This is a genomic window from Thiothrix lacustris DSM 21227 (genome assembly GCF_000621325.1).
Classification (GTDB): Bacteria; Pseudomonadota; Gammaproteobacteria; order Thiotrichales; family Thiotrichaceae; genus Thiothrix; species Thiothrix lacustris.
Genome location: NZ_JHYQ01000008.1, coordinates 122,861 through 144,091, shown reverse-complemented (window position 1 = coordinate 144,091; position 21,231 = coordinate 122,861). Strand labels below are relative to the sequence as shown.

At 50.7% G+C, this 21,231-nt stretch carries 16 protein-coding genes; 13 read left to right on the top strand and 3 right to left on the bottom strand.

Annotated elements, in window-relative coordinates; translation table 11 throughout:
* From Q394_RS21330 to Q394_RS0105895, 4 genes are all read left to right on the top strand, one after another.
* On the top strand, positions 1 to 3,073 hold a 3,073-nt coding region (locus Q394_RS21330; protein ID WP_051542900.1), incomplete at its 5' end, for a leucine-rich repeat domain-containing protein.
* Between the two features lie 63 nt (positions 3,074 to 3,136).
* Positions 3,137 to 4,213, top strand: coding sequence for an ABC transporter permease (locus Q394_RS0105905; RefSeq protein ID WP_028488460.1), 1,077 nt, complete (start codon positions 3,137 to 3,139; stop codon positions 4,211 to 4,213).
* A 1-nt stretch (position 4,214) separates the two neighbouring features.
* Positions 4,215 to 5,399 (top strand): ABC transporter permease, encoded by a 1,185-nt coding sequence (locus Q394_RS0105900; RefSeq protein ID WP_028488459.1) that lies wholly within the window; start codon positions 4,215 to 4,217, stop codon positions 5,397 to 5,399.
* The gene (locus tag Q394_RS0105895) at positions 5,396 to 7,108 is read left to right on the top strand and encodes an ABC transporter ATP-binding protein (protein WP_028488458.1); all 1,713 of its coding nucleotides are present in this window, start codon (positions 5,396 to 5,398) and stop codon (positions 7,106 to 7,108) included. The genes Q394_RS0105900 and Q394_RS0105895 overlap by 4 nt, the downstream gene beginning before the upstream one ends.
* Positions 7,109 to 7,821: 713 nt before the next feature.
* Here Q394_RS0105895 and ftsX read toward each other — a convergent pair.
* The 3 genes from ftsX to ftsY are packed head-to-tail and all read right to left on the bottom strand — an operon-like array spanning position 7,822 to position 10,468.
* Complete coding sequence (ftsX, locus tag Q394_RS0105885) at positions 7,822 to 8,811, bottom strand: permease-like cell division protein FtsX (RefSeq protein WP_028488457.1); 990 nt, start codon at positions 8,809 to 8,811, stop codon at positions 7,822 to 7,824.
* Positions 8,811 to 9,455: a cell division ATP-binding protein FtsE gene (ftsE, locus tag Q394_RS22305; RefSeq protein WP_028488456.1), complete on the bottom strand. Its 645-nt coding sequence runs from the start codon at positions 9,453 to 9,455 to the stop codon at positions 8,811 to 8,813. The genes ftsX and ftsE overlap by 1 nt, the downstream gene beginning before the upstream one ends.
* A 5-nt stretch (positions 9,456 to 9,460) precedes the next feature.
* Entirely contained in the window at positions 9,461 to 10,468 is a 1,008-nt protein-coding gene (gene ftsY, locus Q394_RS0105875) for a signal recognition particle-docking protein FtsY (RefSeq protein WP_028488455.1), read from the bottom strand.
* Positions 10,469 to 10,511: 43 nt separating this feature from the next.
* On the opposite strand from ftsY, the gene Q394_RS0105870 reads away from it, so the two are divergent.
* From Q394_RS0105870 to Q394_RS19285, 9 genes are all read left to right on the top strand, one after another.
* Entirely contained in the window at positions 10,512 to 11,936 is a 1,425-nt protein-coding gene (locus tag Q394_RS0105870; protein WP_211248787.1) for a M16 family metallopeptidase, read from the top strand.
* A gap of 5 nt (positions 11,937 to 11,941) precedes the next feature.
* A complete protein-coding gene (locus Q394_RS0105865) occupies positions 11,942 to 13,252 on the top strand; it encodes a M16 family metallopeptidase (RefSeq protein ID WP_028488453.1) in 1,311 nt (436 codons plus the stop codon).
* Positions 13,242 to 13,799, top strand: a complete 558-nt coding sequence (gene rsmD, locus Q394_RS0105860; protein WP_038140640.1) for a 16S rRNA (guanine(966)-N(2))-methyltransferase RsmD — start codon at positions 13,242 to 13,244, stop codon at positions 13,797 to 13,799. Before Q394_RS0105865 ends, rsmD begins: the two co-directional genes overlap by 11 nt.
* 179 nt (positions 13,800 to 13,978) lie before the next feature.
* The gene (locus Q394_RS19290) at positions 13,979 to 14,527 is read left to right on the top strand and encodes a C40 family peptidase (RefSeq protein ID WP_051542894.1); all 549 of its coding nucleotides are present in this window, start codon (positions 13,979 to 13,981) and stop codon (positions 14,525 to 14,527) included.
* A 135-nt stretch (positions 14,528 to 14,662) separates the two neighbouring features.
* Positions 14,663 to 16,567, top strand: coding sequence for an ATP-binding cassette domain-containing protein (locus tag Q394_RS0105850; RefSeq protein ID WP_028488451.1), 1,905 nt, complete (start codon positions 14,663 to 14,665; stop codon positions 16,565 to 16,567).
* A 230-nt stretch (positions 16,568 to 16,797) separates the two neighbouring features.
* Positions 16,798 to 17,421 (top strand): hypothetical protein, encoded by a 624-nt coding sequence (locus Q394_RS0105845; protein WP_038140638.1) that lies wholly within the window; start codon positions 16,798 to 16,800, stop codon positions 17,419 to 17,421.
* A 26-nt stretch (positions 17,422 to 17,447) separates the two neighbouring features.
* Positions 17,448 to 18,092 carry a hypothetical protein gene (locus Q394_RS0105840; RefSeq protein WP_028488449.1) on the top strand — a complete coding sequence of 215 codons (645 nt, stop codon included), beginning with the start codon at positions 17,448 to 17,450 and terminating at the stop codon, positions 18,090 to 18,092.
* A gap of 10 nt (positions 18,093 to 18,102) precedes the next feature.
* Positions 18,103 to 19,371, top strand: coding sequence for a hypothetical protein (locus Q394_RS0105835; RefSeq protein WP_038140635.1), 1,269 nt, complete (start codon positions 18,103 to 18,105; stop codon positions 19,369 to 19,371).
* A gap of 31 nt (positions 19,372 to 19,402) precedes the next feature.
* Complete coding sequence (locus Q394_RS19285; RefSeq protein ID WP_156946747.1) at positions 19,403 to 21,217, top strand: hypothetical protein; 1,815 nt, start codon at positions 19,403 to 19,405, stop codon at positions 21,215 to 21,217.
* The last annotated feature ends 14 nt before the right edge of the window (positions 21,218 to 21,231 follow it).

Genomic DNA, 21,231 nt, shown 5'->3' with positions numbered 1-21,231 from the left:
CGCGTTAAACGGTACCTTGGTGGCGGTTGCGGGCAAATCCAATACTTACCTGTACACCCCGAAAGCCAATTTCAGTGGAAATGCCTCGTTTACGTTTACCGTCAAAGACAGTGCCAATTTAGTATCAACGGCGGTAACGGTGAGTATCGTGGTGCAAGCCGTCGCGGATTCCCCGGTGGCACAAGCGCAAGCGGTCAGCATGACGGAAGATATAGCGGCTAAAAGCATCGTGCTGACAGCGTTGGACGTGGATAGCACCAGTTTTACCTACGCAATCGCCACACCACCAGCGCATGGCACCATCGTTTCACTCAGTGGCGCGACAGTAGTCTATAAACCCGCTCTCAACTATGTTGGTACGGATAGCTTCACCTTTACCGCGAAAGACACAACTAACTTAACATCAGCCCCGGCAACCGTCAGCCTGACCATCACCCCCGTGAATGATAGACCCGTCGCTGAAGCACAGCGTGTTTTTGTTGCAGCGACTGGCACAACAACGATCACGCTTCAGGGAACAGATGTGGATGGCGATCTGTTAACATACTTATTGAGCACACCTGCTGCCTTAGGAACGGTAAAATTGCCGACAGGGTTTGGTACGGTGGCTGGCGTCAATACATTGGAATATACCCCCAAAGCAGGTGTCACCACTGATGCCATTATGTTCAATGTGAAAGATGCTTCCTTGACCTCCACGCCAGCCGCGAAGATTAGTATTTCGGTGGTGTCGACAGCCAATAATCGGCCTACAGCTAATGCTGGATCAGATCTCTTTGTTCCGACCAATACCTCTGTCACCCTGCTAGGTAGTGGTAATGATTTGGATAATGACACACTAAGCTACCGCTGGTTACAAGGCACAATGGTTAAAGCAACCAGCGCCAGCTATACCTTTACGACGCCTAGTGTTGCCGCTGATCAAACCTACACGTTGGAGGTGAATGATGGTAAAGGGGGAATAGCTACTGACACAGTGAGTCTTATGGTGAGAGGTCTTTCATTTACTGACATCAATCTGCGTAAGTGTTTTGGTGATAGTGTTCCCAGTGATGCTGCATTGCTGGCTCTCACAACATTTACTTGTGACGGTATCGATCTTTCCACGGCTGATCTGTCACAGCTGGCGCAATTGCCTAATCTGCGAACTGTCGATTTGTCTCACACCAAATTAGTGGATATTAGCGCTCTTGCTAGTCTTACCAAGTTGACTCAGTTGAATCTGCAATTTAATGATATTGCTAGTATCAGTAGTCTTGCAGGTATGAAACAGTTGCAATATTTGAACCTTGGCTTTAACGAAATCAGTGATATATCAGCACTTTTAGGCATGAATAGCTTGCAAGAACTGTATCTGGATGCCAATAAGTTGAGCGTGATAAGCCCTCTGGCAGGTAAGACCACGCTGACTAAATTGTATTTGGATGACAATCAAATTAGCAGTAGCGCCGCTCTCTCTGGCTTGACTAACTTGACCCATCTGGGGTTGGGTTACAACCAGATCAGTTCAGTAGGTGCTTTATCGAGTCTGTCCGCGCTTCAGGTATTGGTTCTAGATGCTAATAACTTGGCCAGCGTCAGCGAACTCGGTGGCCTAACAACATTGCAGTACTTATTCTTACGGGGCAATGCGTTGGCTGATGCAATGCCATTGTCGGGTTTGAGCAATCTGCAAACGTTGGAGCTGGGATTCAACCAGATTACCAGTGCTTCACCGTTGAGTAATCTCACTAACCTGACGCGTTTAGGGTTGGAATACAACAACCTTGAGAATGTTAATGCGCTTTCTGGCATGACTATGTTGAAAACGTTGGATTTGGAACATAACCAGCTGGTGAGCGCGGCTGGGGTTCCTAATATGTCAGCGTTGAATGGCCTATTGCGTTTGGAAGGTAATCTTTTATTAGATGATGACGTGATGCCACTCAGCACCATGAGTAATAGTTACAGTATGTTGTTAGAGGACAACTGCGTGGCTAGTGTGACATTCCCAACCCGTATTAAAGCGTATGGAATACCGTGGCAATTCAAACCCGCGCGTTGTGGTGGCTCGGCACCCGTGGCTTATGGAAAGACTTCCGAAATCTATAAGGGAACGGCAACGACCATTCAATTAGATGCACTGGATCCGAATGATGATGCCTTGACCTATCGCTTGGAAAGCATAGCCGTTGTGGGTGGTGTATTGAAAAAGGCTAATGGTGCGGTGGCAACGGTTGGCATAGTGACACCGAATGAAGTACGTTTTGTGCCCAATAGCACGTACTTGGGAAGTGGTGGTTACTTTACTTTCTCGGCCACGGACAGTAATGGTGAAAAATCACAGGTGGTAACAGTACAGATTCGTGTGATTGATCCGTTATTGGGGAGTTGTTTTACGGGCAGTATTCCGAGTGATGCAGAATTGCAGGCATTAACGCGTCTGGATTGTGTGGGTAAAAATCTTGAAGATATTAGTGCTTTATCTTTTTACTTCCCCAATTTGGATACACTGGTACTGAATAATAATCAGTTGAGTGATATCAGCTTGCTGAATGCGACTAATTTCCCGCACCTGATTCGTTTGAATCTGAGTGGAAATCCGTTGGACTTATCCGATCTAACGATGTTAAGTAATAATCTACCATCGTTGATTATGTTATTCCTGGATGATGCCGCATTGGATAATGATGATTTGGTAGCATTATTGGGTACAGCGGCTAATCCCAAACTCCGTAATCTCAATTACCTAATGTTGCGTAATAATCAGATTACGAGTATTGATCCGCTCCTGAATCTGCGTAGCATGAGTACCTTGGGGTTGGATAATAACAATATTACGAGCCTTACAGGATTGTCGCCCGCGCTGCCAGCAGCGTTGCCAATGCCATCGTTAGCAGAATTGTCAGTGGAGAAGAACAGGTTAAGTAATATTGCTTTACCGCGTTTGAGTGGCTTGAGTTATTTGCAGGCGGCGAATAATTGTTTAAGTAGTGCACCTGTGGTGCGTACTACCCCCTCACCTTTACCCAATGTGTATTGGACAAATCAGCGCACGCTGGTCAATGGGGTTTGCCCGGCCTATACGCCTTAACTGGACGAGGGTGGAGAGCTTGTGTAATCTGGCTTCTCCACCTTCCAGTCAGGATATAAGCACTTGTTAACCTACCTGCTGCGGCGTCTGTTGTTGATGATCCCCACTTTGCTGGGGATTACTATTGTCGTGTTCACTGTCATGGCATTGGCTCCCGGTGGCTTGACGGCGCAATCGTTGGTCGGTGGCGCGAACATGAAACCCGCCGAAAAGCAGGCGCTGACGGCTTATTACAACAAGCGCTACGGCCTCGATCAACCCGCGCCACTCCAATATTTACGCTGGCTCAACAACGTTTCCCCCGTCGGCCTTACGCAGGATAAGGCGGGGAAATACACCGGCTTTTCCTTCACCAAGGGCATGGATTTGGGCGATAGCCTGATGTATGGGCGGCCTGTCAGCGAAATCCTTGCCGAACGCATTCCCATCACTTTATTACTTAATCTGGTTACCTTGCCACTGATTTACGTGATTGCGATTGTGGTCGGTGTGAAAGCGGCGACGGATAGGGGTGGGCGTTTCGATACGATTTCGAGTGTGTCGATGCTGGCGCTGTGGTCGATTCCGACCATGTTGGCGGGGGTGTTGCTGCTGGGTTTTTTCGCGAATACCCAGTATTGGCAATGGTTTCCGACGGCGGGGATTAGCAGCCGCGAGGCGCAGGATATGCCCTTCCTGCCACATATGCTGGCGGGGGCATGGGTTCCCGGCTACTTGCTTGACCGGGTGTGGCATTTGGTATTGCCGGTGATTTGCCTGTCTTACGCTGGGTTTGCGGGCTTGGCGAAGTTGACGCGTACTTCGGTGCTGGAAAACCTGCAAGCCGATTATGCGCGTACTGCCCGTGCCAAAGGCTTGGCGGAAGAGGATGTGTTGTGGAAACACGTGTTCCGTAACAGCTTGTTGCCACTGATTACCGTGTCTGCTGGATTGCTACCCAGCTTGTTGGCAGGTTCGCTGATTGTGGAAAATATTTTTAGTATCAATGGTATGGGGCAATTGGCAGTGGAGGCGGTGAAAGGCCGTGACCGTGAGCTAGTGCTGTCGATTACCTGGATCAGCGGTTTTTTGACTCTGATTGGTTATCTGATTGCGGATTTCTGTTACACGCTGGTAGACCCAAGGGTGACGTATGACTGATATGACGGCACACACAGTCAGCCGCGAAACGTTTTTCCGGCGTGTCTGGCGAGCCATTTGGCCGCGTATTGGGGTGAAACTTGGCTTCGCGTGGGTGGGGCTGCTGGTCTTCATGGGAGTGTTCGCGCCGTTTTTAGCTAATTCGATGCCATTACTGATGAGTAAGGGCGGGCACATTTCTGCGCCTGTGTTGGAATACCTGACGGTCGAAGATGTGTTCGTATTGGCGGTGTTTGCCCTGGTTGTGGTGCTAGCATGGCTGCGCTTGAGTGGGGGTAAACGGGTGTTGCTGTTTCTGGCAGGAACGCTCGTTGCTGCCGTCTTGGCGAATCTGCTGGTGAAGCCACCGGCGGTGAAAATTTATGATGACTTCCGCACCCCGGTGTATACCGAGGCGGATTGGCGCATGATGCCACCCGTGCCGTATGCGCCGACCGATTACCTGCGTGATTACCCGGAACACGGGCTGGAGCAGCCGCTCAAGGCTACGGATGGGCGCTTTCACCTGATGGGTACGGAGGAAAATGGTGCGGATGTGTTTAGCCGCATGATTCATGCTTCGCGTATTGCGCTGAGCATTGGGTTGATTGCGACCAGTATTTCCATGGTGATCGGCGTAGTGCTGGGCGGGCTGATGGGGTATTTTTCCGGTGTGGTGGATATGATCGGAATGCGCTTGGTGGAAATTTTCGAGGCGATCCCGACGCTGTTTTTGCTGCTGACCTTCGTGGCGTTTTTCGGTCGCAGTTTGTACATGATGATGATCATTATCGGTGTCACCAGTTGGTCGGGGTATGCGCGGTATATCCGGGCGGAATTCCTTAAGTTGCGCAAGCAAGAGTTTGTGCAGGCGGCGGTGGCGAGCGGTTTGCCGTTGTCGTCGATTCTGTTCCGTCACATGCTGCCGAACGGGGTTGCGCCCTTGCTGGTGGCGGCCAGTTTCGGGGTAGCTTCGGCGATTTTGGCGGAAGCGACGCTGAGTTTCCTCGGCCTCGGTCTGGTGGGTGAGCCGTCGTGGGGGCAAATGCTGGATCAGGCGGTGAAATCCTCCACCTTCAACTGGTGGATGGCGGCATTTCCCGGCGGTGCGATTTTCTTCACGGTGTTTGCCTACAACCTGATCGGCGAAGCCTTCCGGGATGCGATTGACCCGAAACTGTCACGCAATGCGGGGGTAGGCTCATGAGTCAGCCATTGCTGGAAGTCAGGAACCTGCGCACTTACTTGAACAGTGGCGGGCGTACCGTGAAAGCGGTCGATGATGTCAGTTTCAGTATTCCCAAGGGTGAAACCTTTTGTCTGGTGGGCGAATCGGGCAGTGGCAAGTCGATTTCGGCGCTATCCGTGATCCGCTTATTGCCGCAGGGCATTGCCTCGCATCCGGGCGGTGAAATCCTGTTTAACGGGCAAGATATACTCAAACTGCCGGAAGATGCGTTGCGCGGCATTCGTGGTTCGCAAATAGCGATGATCTTTCAGGAACCGATGACCTCGCTGAATCCGGTATTTTCGGTGGGGGAACAGATTACCGAAGCCCTGCAATTGCACCACCCGACCATGAGCGATGAAGAGGCGCTGGAACGGGCATTATTGGCGTTGGAACAGGTGCAAATCCCTAAGGCACGGGAACGTTTTCGCGATTATCCACACCAGTTATCGGGTGGGCAACGGCAGCGGGTAATGATTGCGATGGCGCTGGCTTGTGAGCCGGACTTGCTGATTGCTGACGAGCCAACCACGGCGCTGGATGTGACGGTACAGGCAGAAATCTTGCGTTTGCTGCGTCAATTGCAGGACGATACTGGCATGAGCACGCTGTTCATTACCCACGATTTTGGGGTAGTGGCGCAAATGGCGCAACAGGTTGGGGTGATGCAGCAGGGTAAGCTGGTGGAGGTGGGCAGTACCGCGCAGGTGTTGCGGCATCCACAACATGCTTATACGCAGCAATTGCTGGCGGCAGTGCCGGAGAATTTGGTGAGAAATCCCGGAGGGAGAAACCCCTCCCCAGCCCTCCCCTTATCAGGGAAGGGAGCAAGAGGTGATGGTACGAGTTCTTATTCCTCCCCTGATAAGGGGAGGTTAGGAGGGGTTTCTTCGCCTGCTCTCCTTTCTATTCGTAATCTCAACGTTTGGTTTCCCATCAAAAAAGGTCTGCTCCGCCGCACGGTCGATCATGTGAGGGCGGTGGATGATGTGTCGCTGGATATTCCCAAAGGCCAGATCGTGGCATTGGTGGGGGAGTCCGGTTGTGGCAAGACCACGCTGGGGCGAGCTGTTTTGCAACTGGAAAAGCCAACGTCTGGCAGTATTCAGTTGCACGGGCAGGAGCTGACCGGCTTGTCGGCGCGGGAATTGCGCCCGTTGCGCCCGAAAATGCAGATTGCTTTTCAGGACCCGCAATCGTCGCTTAACCCGCGTTTGCTGGTGGAAACCACTCTGACCGAGCCGCTCAAGGCACACGGTATTGGCGTAAATCAGGAGGAGCGCATCGAACGTGCTGCGCAGATTCTGGACGATATGCAGCTTCCACGGGATGCGCTGTGGCGTTACCCGCACGAATTTTCCGGTGGGCAACGCCAGCGTATTGGTTTGGCACGCGCTTTGGTTTTGAACCCTGAATTCATCGTTTGCGATGAAATCACCAGTGCGCTGGATGTGTCGGTACAGGCCGAAATCTTGCAATTACTGCTGAAAATTCGTGACGAACACAACCTGACGCTATTATTTATCACGCACAATATCGGAGTGGTGGAATACCTCAGCGACCAAACGATGGTGATGTACAAAGGCAAAATCGTGGAACGAGGGGCTACCGCTGAGGTGTGTGGTAATCCGCAAGAAGATTACACGCAGAAATTGTTGTCAGCCGTGCCACGCTTGCTGTTCAATTGAGCGGAGTTTTCTCTTCTATATTCCATGTGTAGTGTCCACAATCATGGCAACGAAAACGTAGTTTCTGGGGTGAGAATAACTTGTTATACCAAGTGCGTCTGGCACGTAAGATAAAGGTGCTGCCGCATTGAGGGCATTTCGGGGAGTTGTGTTGGTTTACTTGGGGTTTTAGCCGAGTTCATAACTGTGCATTCCTCCATAAAGGTTGGTGTGGGCTTAGTTATGCTTGTAAGGGTATAATTATGATTGTCATAATGAAGTTACACTCTACGCGTCTTTTTCTCTGTTTTCTATAAAAATGACATTGCGTTTTTTTAATGAAAAAGACGTTGAAATTTGTCGTAAATGATCTGCTGATCATTTACGACAAGAATATTAAGGCATTAATCTTTTTTCCAGAATTTCTCGCCACAATCCTGACACCAAAATTTGTGTTGGCGAGTGAGTAATTTTTCATACCAAGTTCGGTGTATTGCTAGAACATAGGCGCTGCGGCAAGCAGGACAACCTATCCGACTTTGTTTAAGCCAATCAAATTGGTGGACATTAGAAAAAGGGCGTGGTGGTGCTGTTACCATCAACGCTTTAGAAGTATTTAACATGCTGAAAGCCCCTGGCACTCGAAAACAGGTAATCTAATACAGGGTAGCATAAAAATCAATCTGCTTTAATGATTCTTATCTGTTTGATAATTCGCCATTAAATGAGTGTTTTCATCTAATGATGCTATCATCCTGCCACAAGTAACGTCCAACAGCTATCCATGAGCCAATGATGCCAAGGACACTACTGGCCAGCAGTATTTTTAACGTCATGAGGACATCAATGCCGCTGAGAATGAAGGTACTACCGTAAAGACTGGCCAGTTTTGTGACAGGCTCAATCAAAAATAACAAGGCAATATGGACGATGACTAGGCTTAACACGCCACCAAATAAGCCTAGCCAAATACCATTATAGATAAAGGGGCGGCGAATATAGGCATTGGTTGCACCGAGTAATTGAGTGACGCGGATTTCTTCTTTACGGTTTTCAATGTCGAGGCGAATGGTGTTGCCAACCACTAATAATACGGTCATGCCCAGCAGTATTGATACGACTAACACAATACGTTCGGCAATTCTTAGAATACCGCGCAGTCGTTGTACCCATTCAACGTCAATTTGTAAATCATCGACTTCAGGATATGTTTTAAGTTTTTTGGATAAGCTGTCGATATCCATATCCAAATTACTGAGTAAACTTAAACGCGGCGTGAGAATTAAAACATGTGGTAAGGGATTTTCATCCAACGTTTCTAATGTTTGTGCGAAGCCCGTTATTTTACGGAAATCAGCCAATGCTTCATCACGTGTTACAACCCGTACATTGTCAATTTCCGGCAGCTCAGACAGTAATTCGGCTCGGTCTTTGGCCTGCTGCTCGGTGACAGATTGTTTCAGAAACAGGGTAATGGTGGGGATTTCCCGGTTATCTGCGGTCAACGTCTGCATATTTTTCAGCAGCAAGTGCAAACTAGTCGGCAAAGATAAGGCAATTGCAATCGCCGCCAAGGTGATCCACGTGGATACAGGGTTGAACCACAGGCGTTCCATGCTGAACTTAATAGCACCCGATTGCTGATTCCACCAGGTGCTGAAGGGGTTAGAAGAAGAGGCTGCGTTACGTTTAGGAGCGGCTTTCTTGTTCGTCATATTCGCCATTAGTCTACCTTCTGGAGCACAATGGTGCGCTTCTTCATGCGTTCTACCAAGGCGTGATCGTGACTAGCAATCATGACCGTTGCGCCAAGTTCGTTGAACTGGGCGAAGGTAAACATGATGTCTTGCGCCAGTTCTGGGTCAAGGTTACCGGTGGGTTCGTCCGCTAGAATAATGGTGGGTTTATTAACCATCGCGCGGGCAATGCCAACACGTTGCTTTTCCCCGGCGGAGAGCATCAGTGGGAACGTGCTTTCGCGGCCTGTTAGCCCGACTTTATCCAGTGCGGCTTGTACCCGCCGCCGCGTTTCATTTTGCCCCATGCCAGCAATGCGTAAGGGCAGGGCGATATTATCGAACACGGTGCGGTCGTACAGGAGGTGTGGATCCTGAAAAATGAAACCAATGCGGCGGCGGTAGTTAGGCACTTGGCTTCTACCCAACTTGCTTAGGGAGCGTCCACCAATGAGTACGTCACCTTTGGTGGGACGTTCGAGCATGGCAACTAGTTTCAGTAAGGTACTTTTGCCCGCACCGGAATGCCCGGTGATGAATACCATTTCACCAGCTTCTAATGTCAGGTTGATATTGTAAAGGGCAAGCTGCCCTGTGGGGTATTTTTTACTGACTTGCTTGAATTCAATCATGTAATTTAACTATCCCCGGCAAGCAGGGCGCTGGTGAATTCATAGGCATCAAATTCCTGAAGGTCATCGATGCTTTCACCCACGCCGATAAAGCGTACCGGGATTTTAAGTTGTTGGGCGATGGCGAACAGGATACCGCCTTTGGCAGTTCCGTCCAGTTTGGTGACGGTAATGCCCGTCAGCCCTAATGCTTCGTTGAATTGTTTTGCTTGTACTAAAGCATTCTGGCCAATACTGGCGTCCACAATTAGCATAATTTCATGCGGTGCGGAACCGTCCAGTTTTTGGATGACACGTTTAACTTTTTTCAGCTCATCCATCAAATTGGTTTGGGTGTGCAAGCGTCCGGCGGTATCCGCCAGCAGCACGTCAATCTTGCGGGCTTTGGCCGCTTGCACCGCATCAAAGATCACGGAGGCCGAGTCAGCACCGCTGCCTTGGGCAATCACTGGGATATTATTGCGTTCACCCCAGATGGTAAGCTGTTCCACGGCAGCGGCGCGGAAGGTATCACCAGCGGCCAGCATGACGGATTTGCCATCTTGCTGGAATTTTTTTGCTAATTTGCCGATAGTGGTGGTTTTGCCCGCACCATTAATGCCGACCATTAGCAACACAAAAGGTTTGTGACTGGTGTCAATTTCCAGTGGTTGGGCAGTGGTACGCAGTATGCCGAGCATCTTGTTGTACAGTGCTTGTTTCAGAGCCTCCATGTTAGCCAGTTCTGCGCGATTAACACGGCTGCTGAGGTCGCTCATGATGTCACGAGTGGCTTCAATACCGACATCTGCCATCAATAAACGGGTTTCCAGCTCTTCTAGCACATCTTGGTCGATGTGCTTTTTGCCCATCACCAGCATATCCATCCCGCTAGTGAGGGTGCTGCCTGTTTTTGATAGGCCGCGTTTCAGACGCGCAAACAAACCTTCCGCCGGAGCAGAGGCTGACACTTGAGGCACCGCAGGGGTGTTTTCAGGTAATTCCTGGTTTTTTTTCTTTCCGAATCCAAACATCGTACAATGACCGCCCAGCTTTTTACTATCGTCAGGTGAAAGAATGCGAAGAATACTACCATTTGCCGGACAAAACCGTAATATCAAAACAATTCTAGCGGTTTCTGTCGTGTTTGCAGGTTTTTTTATGCCACCCGTGCAGGCTATTGAGCGTGTGAAGGTGGAGGTGCCGGTACACGAATACAAGCTGGATAACGGTTTGAAGGTGTTGGTGAAACAGGATAAGCGTGCGCCGATTGCGGTGGTGCAGTTGTGGTACAAGGTCGGTGCGAGCTATGAGCACGGTGGCCAAACTGGCCTGTCGCATGTGGTCGAACACATGATGTTCAAGGGTACGACTAAGTACCCTACGGGCGAATTTAATCGCATTATTGCCGAAAATGGCGCAGAAGATAATGCGTTTACTGGACAAGATTACACCGCATATTATCAGGTGATTGCCGCAGACAGGCTGGAGGTGGCGTTTGAGCTGGAGTCTGATCGGGTGCGTAATCTGACCTTACCGTCTGCCGAGTTCAAAAAAGAAGTTGAAGTGGTGAAGGAGGAGCGCCGTTGGCGTACCGAGGATAAGCCGACTGCGCTGACCCGCGAACAGTTTGAGGCCGTTGCTTTCCTTAACAGCCCTTACCATAACCCGGTGATTGGCTGGATGGCAGATTTGGATGCCATGAAAGTGGAAGACCTACGGGCATGGTACGAACGTTGGTATGCGCCCAATAATGCTACCTTGGTGGTGGTTGGTGATGTTGATCCCGCCGCCGTTTACGAGTTGGCGAAAAAGTATTATGGCCCACTCAAGCCTACCGAGAATATTCCCCCGCCCAAACCACAGACAGAAGTCGAGCAGAAAGGCTTGCGTATGATCAAGGTCAAAGCACCTGCCGAACTGCCGTATATTATGATGGGCTATAAAGTCCCCGGCATGATCAATGCTAAGGAAAAATGGGAGCCGTATGCACTGGAAATGCTTGCAGGTATTTTAGACGGTGGCAACAGTTCACGTTTATCCAAAGAGCTGATCCGGGGCAAGGAAATCGCCTCCAGTGCCAGTGCGTGGTACAGCGGTTCTGGGCGCTTGCCGGATTTGTTCAGCCTGAGCGGAATGCCGACCAAGGGCGAAAAGCTGGAAACGGTCAAAACGGCCTTGCTGGAACAAGTCGAAAAACTCCGTAACGAGCCGGTGTCGGTGGAAGAACTGGAGCGTGTCAAGGCGCAAATTATTGCCAGTGAAATCTATGAACGCGATTCTCAGCAGAATCAGGCCAATGTGCTGGGTTCACTGGAAACCGTGGGCTTGGGTTACCAGCTCGCCGATGAATACGTTGATAATATTTTGGCGATTACCCCCGACCAGATTCAGGCGGTTGCGAAGAAATACCTGATTGAAGATACGCTGACAATTGCGGAACTTGACCCCCAACCCATTGACCCGAATAAGCCGAAAAACGCGCCGAGTTTCGTGAGGTAAACACCATGTTAAAAAAGATATTGTTAACACCACTGCTGTTATGGGTGGTGTTTGCACCCTTCGCACACGCAGCTCCCCAAATCGAGAACTGGACAACGGCCAATGGTTTGCGGGTGTATTACGTTCCCGCACCTGAATTGCCGATGATGGATTTACGGTTGGTGTTTGACGCGGGCAGTGCGCGTGATGGCACAAAGTCGGGCTTGGCAATGCTGGCGAACGACATGTTGAACAAAGGCGCTGCTGGTTTGAGTGAAGACCAGCTTACCGAGCAGTTTGAATCCATTGGTGCGGTGTTCTCATCCAGCACTTCCAAGGATATGGGGGCGGTGGGCTTGCGCACCATCACGTTGGCAAAAGAGCAGAAGGCGGCCGTTGATCTGTGGCTGAAGGTTTTGTCTAAGCCCGATTTTCCACAAAAAGACTTCGAGCGGGTGCAAAAGCTGACGTTGGTCGGTTTGCAGGCGGAAAAGCAAGACCCGGCAAGTTTGGGTAGCAAAGCCTTCTACAAAGCCTTGTATGGTGATCACCCTTACGGGCAGTCAGAAAATGGTACCGAAGAGAGCATTCAGGCGCTGAAAGTCGACGACCTGAAAGCGTTTTACCAACAGTATTATGTCGCTAAAAACGGCTTGCTGGCCATCGTGGGGGCGGTTGACCGTAAGCAGGCAGAAGCTTTGGCGGAACAGGTGTCGGCAGTGTTGCCAGCGGGTGAGGCGGCTGCGTCTGTTCCTGAAGTAAAGCCTTTGACGGAAGCCAAAACCGTGAAGATTCCTTACCCTTCTGCGCAGTCGCATATTTTGGTGGGGCAGATTGGTAACAAACGCGGGGATAACGATTATTTCACTCTGTACATGGGCAATCAGGTATTGGGTGGCAGCGGTTTCACCTCGCGCTTGATGAAGGAAGTGCGTAATGACCGGGGTTTGAGCTACAGCGTCTACAGTTATTTTGCACCGATGGCACAACTGGGGGCGTTTGAAATCGGCTTGCAAACCAAGCTGGAGCAAACCGATGAGGCGCTGAAAGTGGTGCGTGATGTGCTGGGCAAGTTCCAGAAAGAAGGCCCGACCGATGAGGAGCTGGAGGCTTCCAAAAAGGATATTACTGGCGGTTTCCCGCTGCGTACCGCGAATAACAGCCAGATTGTGGAATACGTTGGCGTGATTGGCTTTTACAAATTACCGTTGGATTATTTGGATACATTCACCGGCAAAATCAATGCATTGACCCGCGAGCAGATTGCTGATGCGTTTACGCGCCGGGTACAGCCAGACAAAATGGTAACGGTGATCGTGGGTGGTGATGAAAAATAACCTGCTGCGCATTATTGGCGGCGAATGGCGCAGCCGCAAGCTACGTTTCGCTGATGTACCCGGTTTGCGCCCGACGCCAGACCGGGTACGTGAAACCCTGTTTAACTGGCTGCAACAGCAAGTGCCAGGGGCGCGTTGCCTGGACTTGTTTGCAGGCAGCGGCGCGTTGGGGTTGGAAGCCTTATCACGTGGCGCGAGTGAGGTGGTGATGGTGGAAAAACACCCCGCCGCTGCGAAAGCCTTGCGCGACAATATTGCTTTGTTGGGAGCACAGCACGCGGTGCTAGTGAATGATGATGCCTTCCGTTACCTCCGGTTGCTGAGCGAAGCCGAAGCATTTGACCTGATTTTCCTCGATCCTCCCTTCCGCAAAAATTTGCTGGAACCTGTTCTTGATGTGTTGTTTGCCAAAACGCTGCTAAAACCCGGCGGCATGATCTATCTGGAACAAGAAACAGAGGCGGTTACGGACTTCTCCCGCTTCAACCTGCAAGTGCATCGTGAGACTACCGCTGGACAAGTGCAAAGTTTATTGCTTTTTTCGTGATTTTGTTCAGCAAAGATTCAGGTGTTGATCTAGACTTTTTCTAGAGCAGTCAAGGGATAGTTAATAAGAATGTTAGGGGTGACATCAGGTTTTCCTGAGGTTTCCTTCGCTGTTTTAGCATTTGTGTGTGCGATGAATAGTGTGTGGTTTCTTGTTGATTGGTTGAGGGAGTATTGGTTATGTCTGGTGTCTTAGTGCGTGCTGTTGTGGTGTCTTTGGCTCTTGTGGTGGTGGGTTGTAGTGCGGTGAATGAATCCTCCAAGCCGTTGAGTGTAGCGGCAGAGGTTACGCCGATAGCGGTAGTAGCGTCAAAGTCAGCTTCACCGTCCGTGACATTGCTCGATAAAGTTGTTTGGAATGCGCAAAAACAGCAGGGCAAAATGTACCGCTGGGGTGGGACTAGCCCCGTCACCGGATTCGATTGCAGTGGTTTGACGCAATATGCGTTCAGGAATGGAGCGCAGGTATCGATTCCACGTACCGCCGCTCAGCAATACGCAGCAGCCGTGAAAGTGTCTAAAGAACAAAGCCAGAAGGGAGATCTGGTGTTTTTCAATACCAGTGGCAAGCGGATTAGCCATGTGGGGATTTATTTGGGAAACAATAAGTTCGTTCATGCGCCGCGCACCGGGAGAGCTATTGCTACTGATCAATTGAAAGGCTACTGGGCCAATCGGTTGGTTGGGTTTGGACGGATTCCGGGGGCGTGCCGCCCTAGTTATTCTTGAGAGTAGCGCGAATTTTCCAGAGAGGGCATATTGCCAGAGAGAGCGTACAGTGTACGCCCTCTTCGTTGGTTTCCATTTTGCGTTATACTCACGCGCTTTGAAGAAACCCCCGCTGGTACGGAGTCCCATTAGTCCATGTTAGTTTTCTCCAATCTCGGCTTACGGCGCGGTAGCAAGGAATTGCTCGGCGGCGCAACATTAAACATTCACCCCGGCCAGCGGGTCGGTTTGACCGGCGCGAATGGCACGGGCAAATCCAGCCTGTTTTCACTGATTCGGGGCGATCTGTCACCGGATGTGGGCAATTTCAGCATCCCCGCCGGTTGGGTGATTGCGCATGTGAAACAGGAAACCCCGGCCACCGAAGCCACGGCGCTGGATTATGCGCTGGAAGGCGATGCCGAATACGTCAGCCTGAAAGCGCAACTGGAACACGCCGATGGGATGCATCTAGGCGATTTATACGCCAAGCTGGATGCCATTGACGGTTACACCACCGAAAGCCGCGCCGCCACCTTGCTGCACGGGCTGGGTTTCAAGCCGGAAGACATCCGCAACCCGGTTTCCAGCTTTTCCGGCGGTTGGCGGATGCGTCTGAATCTGGTGCAAGCGCTGATGTGCCGTTCCGACCTGTTGTTGCTTGACGAACCCACCAACCACCTTGACCTCGATGCGGTCATTTGGCTGCAAGACTGGCTGAAAGCTTATCGCGGCACGCTGCTGCTGATTTCGCATGACCGCGAATTTCTCGATGCGATTTGCACCCAGATTGCGCACATCGAACAAGGCCGTATGACGCTGTACACCGGCGACTATTCGACCTTCGAGATCACCCGTTCGGAACGGCTGGCGCAACAGCAATCGGCTTATGTGAAGCAGCAACTCGAACGGGCGCACATCCAAAGCTATGTCGACCGTTTCCGCGCCCAAGCCACCAAGGCACGCCAAGCGCAAAGCCGTTTGAAAGCCTTGGAGCGTATGGAAACCATCGGCCCCGCCCACGTCGATTCCCCGTTCACCTTCAGTTTTAAGACGCCGCACAAGCTGCCCGACCGTCTGCTACACGTCGATAAAGTCAGCATCGGTTACGGCGAAAAGATCATCGTGGCAGGCATCGAACTGCAAATCATGCCGGGGGATCGCATCGGCCTGATCGGCCCCAATGGCGCGGGTAAATCCACCCTGATTAAATTCATGGCTGGCCTGTTGCCCGCCCAAGGCGGCGAAAGCTGGCAGGCGGCGGACATCAAAATCGGCTACTTCGCCCAGCACCAGCTCGAACAACTGAAAATCGACCAGTCGCCGCTGCAACATTTACGCGAACTCGACAAGCAAGCCCGCGAGCAAGATTTACGTAACTACCTCGGCGGCTTCGCCTTTCAGGGCGCACGGGTGGATGAAGCGATTGAGCCATTTTCCGGTGGTGAAAAAGCCCGTCTGGCACTGGCCTTGCTGATTTACCAGAAGCCCAATCTGCTGCTGCTCGACGAACCCACCAACCACCTTGACCTCGATATGCGCCTTGCTTTGAGCATGGCCTTGCAGGATTACGTCGGCGCCATGGTCATCGTCTCGCATGACCGCCACATGCTGAAAATGGTCACAGACAAGCTGCTGCTGGTGGAAGGCGGCAAGGCGCAAGAGTTTGACGGCGACCTCGACGATTATTCCGTGTGGCTACAAAAACGTTTTCGTGAGGAAGAACAAGCCGCAGGGCAGGGTGAGATGCCTGCTCCGGCGGCCTCTCACAGCGCGGCAGGACGTAAAGACCAGCGCCGTGAATCGGCCGAAAAGCGCAAACGCTTCCAGCCACTTAAGCAAAAAGCCGACAAGCTGGAAAAAGAGCTGGAAAAACTGGCGCAGCGCAAAACCGATCTAGAGGTAAAACTGGCTGACCCGGACATGCACACCGAGGCTAATAAGCAGGTGTTAAAACAGTTGCTGCTGGATCAACTGGCATTGGAGGCAAAAATTGCCACTGCTGAAGCGGCATGGATGGAAGCCAGCGAGGCATACGACACGGCGATGGCAGAAGATTAATCCCCTTATTCAGTAACTCCCCTTCTCACTACTCTCTTTTCTCTCTCTACATTTGACGAAAAACAGTTCGCTCTCTCGGCAAGATATACCTTGCCGAGCGAACTTCTTTTCGCCCGCCTAATAGGCTGTTTTTTCCTAGTCAACTGATAATTAACAAAAAGTAGGATTGGCACGTCAGTTGCAATATCTCTAATGTGATTGGAAACGTATTTCGTTAGGGAGAAAACATCATGTACACAGCAGAGTTCGAAAATTTTGAATTTGAAGACGAGTTCGAGAATGAATTCGAGGAACCTAGTCTGTCACGCCCGTTTAGTGAGCAGCAGGAAATGGAGTTGGCGGCTGAGTTATTGGAAGTGGGTTCGGATGAGGAGTTAGAGGAATTCCTCGGTAAATTGATTAAGAAAGCGGCTAAGGGTGTCGGCAGTTTTGTGCGTTCCCCAGCCGGTAAAGCGGTCGGCGGTTTTCTGAAAGGGTTGGCTAAAAAAGCATTGCCAGTAGCGGGTGCGGCTTTGGGTAATTTTGTTGTGCCGGGAGTGGGCGGGGTGATTGGCGGCAAATTGGGTTCGGTTGCCAGTTCCCTGTTTGAGCTGGAGATGGAGGGCATGAGTCCAGAAGACATGGAGTTTGAAGTGGCGCGTCGGTTTGTGCGTTTAGCAGGGGCTACCACGACTGCTGCTGCCCGCAATAACAAGCGTGGAACCCCGGATGTGGTGGTGAATCGTGCTATTCAGAATGCTGCCCGCCTGCACGCGCCGGGTTTGCTGCAAAATCGCCAGCCATCACGCAGTGGACGTGCCAGCTCCGGGCGTTGGGTCAGAAGTGGTAATCGCATCATTTTATTGGGTGTTTAAACAATTCAGGCAAAAGGAGAGATGTCATGCACGATATTGATGGAACCCTGTTACGTGGGGTGCAAAGCGAATGGGAAAATGACGGCGAATCAGAATGGGGTGCAGAGAATGAATGGGAAACCCAAGATGAATTCGAGTTTGAAACCGCTGACGAGTTTGAAGCTGAGGCTGATCTGGACCCAGAAGACGCGCTAGCAAGCGAGATGCTGGAGTTGGAAAGCGAAGCGGAAATGGAGCAGTTCTTGGGAGGCTTGATCCGCCGCGCCGCGAAGCGGGCAGTGCCGTTAGCCAAACAAGCAGGACGCTTTTTGTACAAAACCGCCCAGCCGCATTTGAAACAAGCTTGGAAGGGAATTGGGAACGATTTAGTGAACAAAGGTTCCGATGCCGCCCGTGGTTGGGTGGATCAAAGTGCCAGTCGTTTGTTTGGTGAAATGCCGAGTGCTGCCAAAAACCGGGCTGCACTGAATGTTGCCCGCAAAGTGGTACAAGCAGCGCAGACAACCGGGAAACAGATGGCACGCTTACCACCAAGCTCGCCACCGGCTGCGGTCAAAACGATTGTCACCAAGGCTTGTCAGCAGTATTTCCCACCAATGGAGAGGGGAGTATCTGGTAAACGCGGTACGTGGGTACGGCAGGGTAACAAGGTCATTCTGTTCGGCCTTTAGGAGGTGTGTGATGTCGGCTGCTCTGAATGCTTACCTGGATCAGGAGGCGAGTGCCTTGCTGAGTCGTCTGGAATCGGTCTTGCCGTTTTCCAGAACCATGCCGATGGTGGCCGCATCATCGCCGAGTCAGGAAATTTTACACACGATTGAAGTGCACATGCGTGAGCAATGTAACCAGCAACGCCAACGCATTTTAGGGTTTCGCCAGTGGCTGCACAGTCCGACGGGTAGGGTTGCTAAGCCGACCGTGGTGCAACGCCAATTCACCGTGGTGAAGTTACGTTTCAATGCGGTACTGGATCAGTTGGACATCTTTGCGGATGTACTGACCCAGCGTGGTGAGTATGAGCACGGCGTGTGGATGTCGGCGTTGGATTATGCTGCGCAGGATGCTTTACGCAAGCCGGGGGGGGATTACGAGCCATTGCCGATGATCTGTTATTTGGAACGTGGGCATGGTGCGGCTATTCGGCGGGCGCGAACTAGGCTACCGGGTGGCGTTGCTAACCCTGTCAGTATTGTGCGGGTTCCACGTGAGCGCATGGTGGGTGGTGGGATTGCTTCATCCCTGTTTCATGAAGTGGGGCATCAGGGCGCTGCACAACTGGATTTGGTCAAAAATTTTGGTGAGACTTTGCAGGCGCAGCGTCAGCCGGGGCAGGTGTGGGACTTTTGGATACGTTGGCGTTCAGAAATTCTCGCCGACTTTTGGGCATTGGCACAGCTAGGGGTGACAGCAACGGCGGGGTTGATGCTGGTGGTTATGTTGCCACGGGCATTTGTGTTTCGTATCAGTATGGATGCACCGCACCCGTTTCCGTGGATGCGGGTGCAGATCAGTTGCCACTTGGGTGAGCTGCTGTTTCCCGACCCGCAATGGCAACGCCTGCGGGAGCGTTGGGAGGCGATGTATCCGCTTCGCAGCGTGAGTCCGCCTGAGCGTGCAATAGTTGAGGCTTTATTGAAAAGTTTGCCCGAGTTTGCCCGTACCTTATTGGCGTTTAAACCGACCGCTATGGGGGGCAGACGCTTGGTGGAATTATTTCCTTTGGCGGCGCGGCAACCAGAACTATTGCGACGACGCTTCAGGCAATGGCAGCAGAATCCACCCGTTATGTACAACCATCCACCCGGCGAGGTATTCGCGGTCTTCGGGCAAGCGCGTGAGGATGGCGCATTAGGTGCGGCCAATGAAGCAGAACTATTGAAGCGCTTATTTAACCATTGGGCGCTGGAGAATTCGGGCATTGGCAAAGTCGATGCCGTTAGCAAATCGTAAACGCATATTGTGGTATGCAGGAGAGTGAGTGATGGGAACTACACAAAGCATCATAAGTTTCAGTGTTTTTAAGAAAGAATTATTGTTTTCAAACATAAAGAAACTAAATTTCACTTATAGATCTAATGGTGTCTTTCATTCGGAGATACTTGATGTTAAACCGGATGAGTGTACTTTGGATGAGAAGGAGGTTGCCTTCTGTTTTTCTGCTACATATAAAGCAAAAGAAAATATAGATGACGATTCAGTAGTTCTACTTGTTTGGCTAGATCAGGGATTTGTTGAGGCATCTGTCAATAAGTCTCAGTCTATTGGGAAAAGTAGCTCTATCCTTTTTAAAGGAAAGGTTTTTCATATAGATGAAATAGAGGAGCTTGCAAAAGGCGTTGTGATTGATGCTTCCAGTTTTATTAAGAAGAGTAGTCGAGATGAGGCCGTTCCTGTTAGTTTGCAACCAGCAAGCAAGCGCCCTAGTTACGAGAGTGTTCTATGGGAGGTTGTGAAGGAGAGAACGGGAGCTATTTCATTTGATGCTTATGGACAATACTTAAATGGTGTTTTTTGTTTGAATTCAGAGGAATCAAAAGCTTATAGACAAGCTAATGAGGTGACAGGAATTTCATTTCAAGGGTCTAATGCTTATGATGCATTGAATATGGCGACGGACTATTTTCTTAAGGAAGAGTGTGGGGTTATTGAAGATGGCAATATGCTTGAAAAATGGCTAGAAGTTATTGATAAAGGGGATCCCAGTACCAATCTGCTGGATAAGTGGCGTCAAAATGCACAAAAATTAAAAGATGATTACTTGCTGGGTATTAAACATGATGTGTCTCAGCCTCTGCCTTTGCCGTATATGCAACTGATTCGGGAAAAACTGGGTGAATTGCCCTTAAAAAGCGGTATGGCTTTGGGTTTTTCCATCAATGCTAAAGAGAGAGAAGGTGAATCTTGCTATGGTATTTCTACTGCACGGGCTGCTTGTCCTACCATGATAGAGCTGATTTGGTCTTATTGGATGGAAGAAAGTTTGCTAGTGCAAACGATGAATGCAATTACTCGCCGTTTCCAAAACGTGCGTGCCGGTAATGTTGATCCATTGGCACGGATGGATATTGATCCCTTGCGTCCAATGAGTAATTTATTATGGGGTTATATTCAAGATGAACCCTCGCGTCTTTCATTGATTCGCCGTGCTTATGAATACGATCATCACTATGGTTTTTCCTTGGCAGGTAAAGCGGTGCCAAAAATCAAAACAGCCGATAGCCGTTCGCGTTTTCTGGGGGCATTCCACCAGTTGTTGAATTTGGCACATCGTTTCTTCCGTTCATACGATGATACAACCATCAAGGCGGATGCTTTTCCTTTGCTGAATGCGTTGCGTGAAGTGCATCTCATTTTGGCAGAAGGGGCGCATAACCAATACGGTGATTTGCCTTGGGTCGCGCGTAAGGAAATGCTGATGATGCAGTGGATGTTAGCTCGCCCAGAAATGCGTGAATTTATTGGTGGACGCACCATGGTTCCCCAAAAAGAGCGTTGGATGGATCGGGTCGATGGTATGAAACGGTTACAAGGTTGGTCAGGTACGGCAACTACTCATTTTGTGGATTTGGCACAGACGGGTGAGCGTTTGTTGCTGTCTATTCGCTTTGCCTCTTGGAGTCAGATAGATAAAAGCGAAGTCGCATTGTCGTGGGCGGTTTTCTGGCGTGATGACATCCAGCGTTATGCACATGCTTACCGAGCGGTGACAGGTGTCGATATGACAGAACCGATGGCGCAAACGGCGTTGGATACTAAACCACCTTCGTATTGGCTATTGCAACGTGAGGCATCCTGAGCCCTGAGGAGCCT